The sequence below is a fragment of the Paenibacillus sp. PastF-3 genome (genome assembly GCF_029893135.1).
GTDB classification, from domain to species: domain Bacteria; phylum Bacillota; class Bacilli; order Paenibacillales; family Paenibacillaceae; genus Paenibacillus_AQ; species Paenibacillus_AQ nitricinens.
Genome location: NZ_JARXWM010000038.1, coordinates 1 through 10,759, shown reverse-complemented (window position 1 = coordinate 10,759; position 10,759 = coordinate 1). Strand labels below are relative to the sequence as shown.

The 10,759-nt window shown below is 46.2% G+C and carries 7 protein-coding genes; 6 read left to right on the top strand and 1 reads right to left on the bottom strand.

Features of this window, described 5'->3' with window-relative positions; genetic code table 11:
- On the top strand, nt 1–139 hold a 139-nt coding region (locus M2444_RS33345), incomplete at its 5' end, for an IS3 family transposase (protein WP_280789131.1).
- 172 nt (nt 140–311) lie between these two features.
- Here the strand turns inward: M2444_RS33345 and M2444_RS33340 are convergent.
- Nucleotides 312–2,102: a flavocytochrome c gene (locus tag M2444_RS33340; RefSeq protein WP_280789130.1), complete on the bottom strand. Its 1,791-nt coding sequence runs from the start codon at nt 2,100–2,102 to the stop codon at nt 312–314.
- Nucleotides 2,103–2,326: 224 nt separating this feature from the next.
- On the opposite strand from M2444_RS33340, the gene M2444_RS33335 reads away from it, so the two are divergent.
- The 5 genes from M2444_RS33335 to sigJ all read left to right on the top strand — a co-directional run bounded on the left by M2444_RS33335 (nt 2,327) and on the right by sigJ (nt 10,615).
- The gene (locus tag M2444_RS33335; RefSeq protein WP_280789129.1) at nt 2,327–3,961 is read left to right on the top strand and encodes a histidine kinase; all 1,635 of its coding nucleotides are present in this window, start codon (nt 2,327–2,329) and stop codon (nt 3,959–3,961) included.
- On the top strand, nt 3,930–4,718 hold the full coding sequence (locus M2444_RS33330; protein WP_179281741.1) for a response regulator transcription factor: 789 nt from the start codon (nt 3,930–3,932) through the stop codon (nt 4,716–4,718). Before M2444_RS33335 ends, M2444_RS33330 begins: the two co-directional genes overlap by 32 nt.
- Nucleotides 4,719–5,119: 401 nt before the next feature.
- The gene (locus tag M2444_RS33325; RefSeq protein ID WP_280789128.1) at nt 5,120–8,140 is read left to right on the top strand and encodes a DUF4855 domain-containing protein; all 3,021 of its coding nucleotides are present in this window, start codon (nt 5,120–5,122) and stop codon (nt 8,138–8,140) included.
- A gap of 383 nt (nt 8,141–8,523) precedes the next feature.
- On the top strand, nt 8,524–9,708 hold the full coding sequence (locus M2444_RS33320) for an NAD(P)/FAD-dependent oxidoreductase (RefSeq protein WP_280789127.1): 1,185 nt from the start codon (nt 8,524–8,526) through the stop codon (nt 9,706–9,708).
- 43 nt (nt 9,709–9,751) lie between these two features.
- Complete coding sequence (gene sigJ, locus M2444_RS33315; RefSeq protein WP_280789126.1) at nt 9,752–10,615, top strand: RNA polymerase sigma factor SigJ; 864 nt, start codon at nt 9,752–9,754, stop codon at nt 10,613–10,615.
- Nucleotides 10,616–10,759 lie beyond the last annotated feature (144 nt).

Genomic DNA, 10,759 nt, shown 5'->3' with positions numbered 1-10,759 from the left:
AAAGGAATTCGAAAGTATCGCACATTTTAAACAAGAGCTATTAAATTACATCGATTATTACAACAACAAGCGAATTAAAGCAAAACTAAAAGGCCAGAGTCCGGTTCAGTACCGAACTCAGGCCCAACAAGTTGCCTAATTATATAACCTGTCTAACTTTAAGGGGTCACTTCATTCGCAATTTGCGGACAGGGCGGTTTATTTATGTCATAGAGTGCAGCTTGAAAGTTAGCAGTCAACCTGCACTCTACAAACTATCTTGCACGTTTTTAAGGCTAACTTATTAATAGAGCAGTTACACAAACATAAGATTACTCTGCTACAACTTGTTTGCCTGCAATCCGGCCGAAGGTGAAGATATCAGCGATGGCATTACCGCCAAGACGGTTTGCACCATGAATGACCCCTGTTACTTCACCTGCAGCGAACAGCCCAGGGATGACTTCGCCTTTTTCATTCAATACGCGAGTCTTCTCGTCGATCACCAATCCGCCCATTGTATGGTGAACGGATGGTACAGCTTTTTCGATGTAGTAAGGGCCTTTTTCAAGAGATTTCAATCCACCGCGATGTTTGAAATCAAGGTCTTTACCTGTTTTCGCATAATCATTTACTTTATTAATCGTTTCTTTCAAAGTGTTCACGTCAATTTTGAAGAAATCAGCCGCCTCTTCAATCGTATCGGCTTTAAAGAGCAAGCCTTGTTTAACGAGTTGATCGTATTCGTCTTGATGAACTTCGATCGTTTTACCGATATCCTCAATGCCTTGATTCCATAATTGATACGTATATCCGCCCGTCTGGGCAAGAATTGCTTTAGAAATAACGTCACGACGTTCTAATTCCTCAACGAAGCGCTTGCCTTCTTGGTTAATCAGGATCGCACCATCGAAACGGGAATCTGCAACCAGGGAAATAACACCTGTCTCAGGATTACAGATTGGATACGTTTGAATATTCTCCATGTTTGTCAGTTTGGCGCCAATCGTTTCTGCCATAACGATACCGTCACCTGTAGATCCTGGTGTATCGGTAGACATATATTTTTCATCCATTTTAGGGTTATACTTTTTACGCATCTCTACATTGGATCCAAAACCACCGGTAGCGATGATGACGCCTTTGTTCGCATGGAAGGTGATCTTGTCGCCAGTACCCGAAGTCGCAGTTACACCGGTTACTTTGCCGCTTTCGTCCTTCAGCAAGGTTTCGGCTTTCATATTCGTTTTGATCGTGATTTGGTCAGCGTCTGTTTTGGCTTTTAACTTGGTAATCAATTCAGAACCTGTATGACCTACAGGAATCAACGCACGTTTTCTGGAATGGCCTCCAAATTGGAACAGATGATCAGGTAAGAACTCTACCTTGATATCATCGCGCAGCCATTCGGCAGATGCTAGAGCATTGTCGGCAAGAATACGAACCATCTTTGGATCCCCGAGGTTGTCTCCGCCTTTCATCGTATCATCATAGAACAAGTCAGCCGTGTCATCAGTGATGCCAAGAGCACGTTCAACCCAGTTGTCAGGCGCATTCATCTCACCACCGGAGATCAATGTGTTGCCGCCAACAGCTGGCATTTTCTCGAGTAGAACTACATTAGCTCCAGCGCTCTTCGCTTCGATAGCCGCACTAAATCCAGCACCCCCTGCACCGATGACGACAACATCATAGGTTTGGTCTACTTCTTCTTTGTCTTTGCTTTTACTGACTGCAGCGCCAGCGACAAGGGTAAGTCCAGACTTCGTAATTGCATCTTGAATGGCTTCGAGATATCCTTTGCTTGTAACCGTAGATCCGCTGATGGCATCAACTTTTGCGCTGTTAGTTGCCATGACATCTTCCTTAAGCTGCGTAAAAACAGGTTCTGCAAGTACTTCATTTTCCTTATGCTCTGTTACTTTAATGTCAGTGATCTTGTTATCTAATAAGGAAACTTGTACTTTAATATCGCCATGTTTACCTTGCCCAACTCCTTCAAAGACTTGAACTCCGTTTGCATCTGCAGCGGGTGCTGCATCTTTACCGCCGCAGGCAGCAAGCGTGAACATAAGACTGAGGACTAGTAGAATAGATAACAGCTTTTTCGTGTGAGTACGCATAATATCTCCTTCATTCTGTTGTGAATTGGTTACATACACTAGGGAGAGAAAGATTTGCTAGGCAAATCTTTTATGTCTAGCCTAGACATGAATGGTATTTCATGTGAAAATATGCACAAGACCTATTATAGATTTAGTACAGCATTATGTATTTGCACAGATTAGCTTTTTTTTGTCTTTTTCGGGCATGTAAGAAACGGATATTGTGAAGGGCTATGATTACAATGAGATCAATTCACTTAAAAATTACGTTAATTGCAGGAAGCTGCTTCTTGCTGCTGTTCATTGCATTACTTGTAACAATATATTTGGAGATGAACCATACGGTTGTCCCTTTGAATAAGAACTTAACGCAGCAAGTGGTTAATGCACGCAGCGACCAGATCGATTATTGGTTTAATCAGCGCATCGGTGAGATAGACATGCTTGCTTCTCTAGCTTCGGACCATCAGTGGACACGAGATGAATTGCTGCAAGAGATTGATAAGTTCGAGGCGAAGAAGCAAGTAGAGTACGAATCCATACGCGTGGTGGATATTCACGGAAATTCCTGGTCAGCAAGTGACAAGCCTTTTTCGATACTAAACCGACCCTACTATCGAAAACTGCTGAATTCAGATTCCAATTATGTGGTGAGCAATCCGATCGTATCCAAAGCGAATGCAGCCGAAATCGTCGTCATTCTCTATCGCGTGAATCCATCGGTGAATGATGAGGTAGCTTATATTGCCGCAGCCGTCTCCGTCAAGAAGATGAAGGAGATTGCTCAAGATGTAATGCTATATGACCAGTCAGGCCAGCTTATCATCGATTGTAGAGAGCTGGGTGAAGGAGATGGAGCGGAGGATGCAGCAGATAAGAAGAACATGAGTGTATTTGAGGCTCCAATTCAAAATGTGGAAGGCTGGAAGCTAGTACTCGAAGTGCCGAATTCAAGTCTATCGCTAGCGGTGATCAAAACCCAGCGGACTGCATTGCTGGTAGGCATTCTTATCGGTAGTGCGGTTATCGTCTTTCTGATGCTGCTTGCTTCTTCCATTATTCGTCCCATTCAGTCGCTTCGCCAGGTAATGGAAAATGTGCAGAATGGCAACCAAACCATACGGGCAGATGTTACGCGCTCGGATGAGATTGGCGATCTTGGGCGAAGCTTCAATGACATGCTTGTTCAATTATACGCTGTAGAGCAGGACCGAAAGGAGATGGAACTCAGACTGATTCATGAGCAGATCAAGCCACATTTTTTATACAACACATTGGATACGATCCAGTGGATGGCAACGGAACATGGAGCAGACAATGTGGTGGAGATGGTGGAAGCGCTTAGCGCGTATTTCCGATTAGGGCTTGGCACAGGCAGTCCCTACATTCTGCTTGATCAGGAGTTGTACCATGTCGAGAGTTATCTTCATATTCAAGGCGTGCGATATGAGGAGATTCTCGACTACGAGCTTCGATATGATGAAAAGCTTGCTCAGTGCCAAGTCGTTCGCTTCATGCTGCAGCCGTTGGTGGAAAATGCGATTTATCACGGGATTAAGCCACTTGGGGATCAAAAGTGCAAAATTTCGATTACAGCATATAAACAGGTCGATGATTTGGTCATTAAGGTTGAAAATAATGGGGTTATGATTCCTGAAGAGAAGCTTGAACAGATGAATCAAGCCCTTCTTGATGATAAATATGATCGTTCTGCCATAGGCTTTGGGCTATACAGTGTAAACCATCGCATTCGACTAGCTTACGGGGCGCCATACGGCCTTGCAGTGAAGAGCGAAGATGGCATTACCGTTATGGTCATTCGAATACCTTTGGACGGGGAGTGGAATGAAGATGTGGAAGATTGTCATCGTCGATGATGAAACGATCATTCGCAAAGGCTTGCGACAATACATTGAGGAGAGTTCGTATCTTTTTGAAGTTGCAGGAGAAGCGAAAAGTGCAAACGAAGCATTGAAAATGGTGGAGGAAGCCCCACCACATGTATGTCTTGTGGACATCAACATGCCGAATATGAATGGGCTCGATCTGATAAATATATTGCGCGAACGCTGCCCGTCGGTTCTAATTGTCATCATCAGCGGCTACGATAACTTTGAATATGCGCGTCAAGCCGTGCAACTGCAAGCATTCGATTATATATTGAAACCTGTGCCGAAGAGTGATCTGAACAAGCTGCTTCATCGGATCGATGAACATCTTCAGGCAAAATATCCTTTGCATTCACATGAAAGCAGGGTGGATAAGGAGCTGGGGCTTTCCGGGTATACAGGGGATGGAACAGTGCTTATCCAAAAAGTGACCGAGTATATTGACAGTCATTATCAGGATCCGGAGCTGTCTATTACTCGAGTAGCAGCGCTATTTCATATCAACCCAACCTATCTTAGCAAGCGTATGAAGCAAGAAATCGGTGCTTCATTCCTTGACTATGTCACCGAGCTTCGGATATCGAAGGCGAAGGAGATTCTGGATGACGTAATGCCGAATATCAAAATCGGGGATCTGGCTGTGAAGGTAGGGTATAAGAGCCAGTACTATTTTAGTCGTGTGTTCAAAAATAGAGTCGGCTCAAGCCCCTTAGAGTACAAAAAGCATCCGTTCGGTTATGGATAGGGCATCAATTTAGTAGAACGCCGCAGCAATTAGGCGCCACCATATATAAACACGACGCAACCTCGAGGGGTTGCGTTTTTTATTTGGCGGATTGCTTAGAGGACATTGATAGAAAATAGGTAGGACCTAAGGAGGTAAGCGCTATCTTTATACCTATAAAAACGCGACGTGAAGGCCTTCATGTCAACAAGTGTATACCCAATGTCATTAATTATCTATTTGAAAGAAAGGCCACTTTTCATAATGTTACTATAAGGACATTGACATATGTTATAAGCTTCTATGACGTGTCGGAATCTCAGAAGGGAGGAAAGAGCATCGAGGTAAGCTGAAATGAAAGCGCATACCATTTAGGAGATTGATGTTTCTTGACTCAAGAATCAGAAGGGAGTTCGTACGATATGAAGAGGAGTAGAAAATGGGTAGCTCTCGTCATGGTCGCGATCATGATCGTAACGGTGATGCCGATTGCGCAAGCGGAAGAGGCGCTGCCGCCTACACAGACAGAGGAACAGACACCAGCGAACCCGCCGGGCGAAGCCGATCCGGTCGAGGTGACGAATCCATCAGACCTGCCGGGAGCGGGTACGGAGGGTGTTATTGCGTCAGTGTATGGGGCGGTATATCACAATCTTGCAGCGGGCTTATCTTATGAGTGGTCGCAAGAGCCGGAAGCTTCCTATCCGGATGAAGGCAATACACTTACGGATGGTATATATGGGGCAAGCAATAGATCCGACGTAGCATGGGTTGGACATCATTTGGGTAAGACACGCGAAGTTGTGTTTGATTTGGGGGTGAAGAAATCCATCACGGGTATTAAAGCTAATTTCCTCGAAGATTGGCCAACGAACAATGTACTCGTGCCACTCACGGTATCGATGTACGTCTCTGATGACAAGGTGAACTGGGGACTGCTCAAAGACAATGCCACGCAGAAGCTGTGGAATGACGGCAAATACACGGAGACCTATGTGTGGGACGGCAGTAAGGACGGCATTAAAGTGATCGGCCCAGATGCGAAGATCGCCCATGCTCGCTATGTGAAAGTGACATTCACCATGCATACGCGTGCAATGACCTTCGTGGATGAGATTGAAATCCTCGGTGAAGACGGCAAAGCTGCCGGAGCCGTAACTGTTCCAACGCAGACGCCGAAATTCTTGGCGGCAGGCGAAGCGACAGCGGGTATCGAGCATCTTGGACTTTTGTATAACGGGCAATATGCGAATGACCTAGGCATCTGGACGAAAGAACGGATCATTCCGAACATTAGTTATATCGATAAGGACGGCAAAATTAAGGATCGACTCTTCGACGGCGTCCTGTATCTTGGCATTAACTCTCCAAATCCAGGTCGTGATTTCGGCGGGCGGGCTTATCTGGAAGATTGGAAATGGTATCTGGATAAAACCTTTGCGGCAGGCGGCGATATGGATGCGTTAAACGCAGCGGCTAAGGAAGTATCCGATGCGCTGAACGAGTCTGGCGTAAAGGAAAAGGTTGTCCTCATGATTCCGGATCCAGGTGAATCGATCACTAATTTCGGAGCTATTGAACAAGGTGGAGAATCGCTGAACTTCAATGATTCCGTTGGCAGAGAGAAAGCCCTTGCGAACCGTGAAAAAGCAGTTCAATGGTGGCTGCAGCAAGTCAAATCGAGATGGGAAGCAAAAGGTTACGCTAACCTCGAGCTTGTAGGTATGTACTGGTTCGAAGAGCAAATCAGCACAAGCCAATCCGGACCGGATCTGATCCGTTCCGTGAGCAGCACCCTGCATGACATGCAAATTAGCGGCAAGGACCTGAAGTTCTTCTGGATTCCGCACTTCTTCGCTTATAAAGCGTTCATGTGGAAGGATGTCGGCTTCGATGCGGTGACGATCCAACCGAACTACTTCTTCGAGCCGACGGATATCGAGCGCTTGGAGGATTCTGCGAATCTGGCGAAGCAGTATGGCATGTCCAATGAACTCGAGTTCGATGATCGGATGCTGACGGACGGCGTGTTCCGTGAGCGGTATATCGATTACTTGAACAGTGGTGCGAAGACAGGGCTCATGAAAGATGGCTTCAAATCGTATTATCAAGGCAACAATGCAGTCTATAACACCGCGGTAAGTAAAGATCCAGCGACACGCGTTCTTTACGACTGGCTGTATCAATTTGTTAAAGGAACGTATCAGGTCAACGAGGCTCCGCCTTCCGAGGTAGACGTGCAGATGAACGGCAAGCCGTTCCACAGCGGGATGAAGCTGCCCGATTCAGAATCCGTATCCTTTACATGGAAGCTTAGAACGGATGATGGTCTGACGAAAGTGACGGCGACGTATGACGGCAAGCCTTATACAGCGGGTACCGTTATTCCGCTTGCAGGCAAGCTTGGCAAACATGAGCTTAACATTACCGTTACCGCGGGGCGTATGGTGACAAAGTCATATGTTATCGAAGCAATGACGAATGCATCTGGTATGAAAGCGCTAGTCGACCGCTTCGAAACAGCGAAGCAATTTACGAATTCTGCAACGGTGCGTTCTTTGAACAACTATTTGGAAATGATGAAGCGCTATGAAGAGAAAGATGCAGCGCAAGTCACCAAGTATCTCCAAGGCTTTAATGCAAAGCTGGATGAATTCAAGAAGGCGGGTACGATAAAAGATGAGGCGTACAATACGCTGAAGGAAAGCGTCTATTACCTAATAGGCAATTTGGCGCAGAATAAAACGGTAGAAGCTTCGTCGATCGAAGGCAATAATTCGAATTATGCACCGGCTAAAGCCGTCGATGGATTCCCTGCTTCAAGATGGGCGAGCGAATACGTGGACAATACTTGGTTCCTGGTCGATCTCGATGAAGTGAAGGAAATGGATACGGTTCGAATCGATTGGGAATATGCTCGTGCCGATAAATACAAGCTTCTTGTGTCGAACGATAAGCAGAACTGGATCAATGTCATGCCAAATGACGGAATGATTACCGCGCATGAAGGCAAAGAAACGATGCAGTTCAACCCGGTCAAGGCAAGATACATGAAGTTACAAGGCATAAAAAGAGCAACCGATTACGGATATTCGATCTACGAGTTTGGTGTCTATAACCTCTCGGGCGCTGTAGACGTGAAGGGCATTGAGGGCATACAAGTAAAGGTTGACGAGGAAACGAAAAAAGTAACGATTGATGGATTGCTGATGAATGGCGTCCTTACAAATGTGAAGTTGAAGGTGCTTGATTCGAAAGGCAAGGTTCATCTCGAAGATGAGACGAAGAGTACAGTCGCGGGAAGCTTCCAATTCACATTCAAACTTACGGGTAATTTAAAGGGAACCCATGAGGCGTATCTATCGACTGGCTATATGAGCGAGCCTGTAAAAGTGACCTTTGAATACTCCAAAGAAAACCCGGGTAAAGGTCACGATAAGTAATGGAGAAATAATCCATTCAAGCAGCGATACGACCCGCGCTGAAACTTCCTGTACCGGTTATCGAATGATCTGTCCGAGTAAGACTAATAACCGAAGTAAACACGGTTGAGGCGTAACATAACAAGCCGATTAGGTGCCAGACCACGGGGTCTATACCTAATCGGCTTGTTTCTATGTACAGAGGGGATGACAAGACGGGATCTCTTCTTTCTTAAACGGGAGAATCATCTGCGGGAACGATCTTCAAGGTCAATAAAAAATATACTGTAATTTAAGCAGAAATTCTCAAGTACAAATAATCGGTAGTCGTCAACATATCGCTGTTGTCACAACACGACCCCTTATCTCGTTTTATAAGCAAAACAAAATAAGGAGTGGTTGCAATGAAAGAATTGATATGCATCATCGTTGGCGGAGGATATGCGGGCATTAATTCGGTTAATGCGATTCGAAAAACGTTTAAGGGTGAGGCAAGCCTGCGTCCGCTTCGACTTATTCTAATCGACAAGAATCCCTATCACTTTCGCAAAGTTTTGCTTTTTAAGCCTGCGGCTGGAAACGAAGATATAATTGTCCCACTAACAAGGTTGTTTCCCGAGGGGGTTGAATTCGTTCAGGCTTCCGTAACCAAAATCGAATCAGAGAAGAGAAGGCTGCTTTATCAGGATGCCGAAGGAAATGAGAATTCGATGAAATATGACATTCTCGTTTTGACGGTAGGCAGCGTCGTACGGCAACCCGACCCTGATCAGGGGGGGGTGGCATTGGCGAGCTTGGATGCCGCGTGGAAGATCAGAGAGGTGTGGCGCACGAATATGCAAAAAGCCGTTAAGGAAACAAACGCGAAAGAGCGTCAGAGATTAATGACCATTGCCGTTGCGGGAGCGGGCATAAGCGGCATTGAGACATCTGCCGAACTGGCTCATTTCGTTCGAGAAGATGCGCAGCAATTGGGGCTTGATCCGGGGGCTGTGACGATAAAACTATTTAACACGAACAAGAGGCTATTCCCGGATGGCCCGGCCAAGGTAGGGCTTAAACTGGAACGTTCACTTGAAGCTTGCGGAGTAACCGTCTTACAAAGGAGCAGAGTATTACAGGAGAAAGAGGGAACGCTTACCTTATCTAGCGGAGAAACGATGTCCGTCGGTCTATGTGTTTGGACGCTGGGGCTGTTACCCAATCCAATGCTGCGAAACATCGGGTTACCGGTCACTCCGGAAGGATACGTGATCGTAGATGCAAGTTATCGGGTTCAGGGTGCTCAGGGTGTATACAGTATCGGCGACTGCGCCCGAATCGTAGACCCTGCTAGCGGACGGGCGGACGGGAAGACCTGTAAGGAAGCGACCGCTCAAGCGGCAAGGCTTGGAAAGATTTTGTCGGCGGATCTTGAAGGGCGCCCTGCACCCTCGCATAAGGGGTTTATAGACTTTTTCTGCTTTGGCTTAGGTCCGGGGCATGGAATGGCATGGACACGTATATGGGGGGTAGATATTATTTTTACGGGAAAGCTGGGTTGGCGACTGAGAAAATTCACGTGGGATACGCCAAGTCTGTTAAAATAATAATGTAATTAGAGGATTAGAGGCTAAGATTGGAAGTGGTAAGATGCAAGAGTTATATGAGCAGTATAAAGGGCTGCTGTTTACGCTTGCCTACCAACTGACCGGGTCGGCTTCCGATGCGGAGGATGTTGTGCAGGACGTATTCCTGAAGATAAATGACGTAGATCTGGCGCGTTTGATTGAACCGAAAGCATATCTGTGCAAAATGGTGACTAATCGCTGTCGGGATTTACTCAAATCGGCGCGTAAACGGCGGGAACTGTATTTCGGACAATGGCTTCCCGAGCCCATTCTTACTCCGAATGATGAATCGTTTGAAGCGGTTGTTCGTGACGAGCTGTTGTCTTACGCTATGCTCGTGTTGCTTGAAAGGCTATCTCATACGGAACGGGCGGTGTTCGTGCTTCGTGAAGCGCTCGGCTTTGAATATTCAGATATTGCTGAACTTGTTAACAAAAGTGAAGTGAATTGCCGCAAACTGTACAGCCGTGCGAGAGGAAAGATGGGGATTACCCTCGATGAGCAGGTCCACTCAGAAACGGGGAGCGAAGCGTGGGTCCGTCGATTCCTGAAGGCTCTCGAACTGGGAAACGTGGACACGGTTGTATCCATACTCGCCGAAGATGTCGTGTTGGTCTCTGATGGAGGGGGCAAAGCGTTCGCCGTCGTCCATCCTATTGAATCGCGCGATCTTGTCGCACGGTTCCTTCTCGGTCTAATTCGTAAGGCTCCTCATTACGAAGGAGGCGTGCATGTCGAGATGACGGATATAAATGGTCAAACAGGGCTTGTTGTCCGTTCAGGCGAGGGCATCGAAGTCGTTGTGCTGATACACGTTGAGAGAAATGCGATTTGCAACCTATACTTTGTTAGGAATCCGGATAAGCTGAGGCTTTTATTGAAATGAAAAAGAGTATTCGACCGGAAACGATATTTCAAAATTGACCGCCTTATTATGAACTGCACCCCAATTGTTAGACACATCTAACATTTGGAGGTGCAGTTTTTTTATGACCAGGTACAGTACAGATGAAAAAACTCAAGCCGTTAT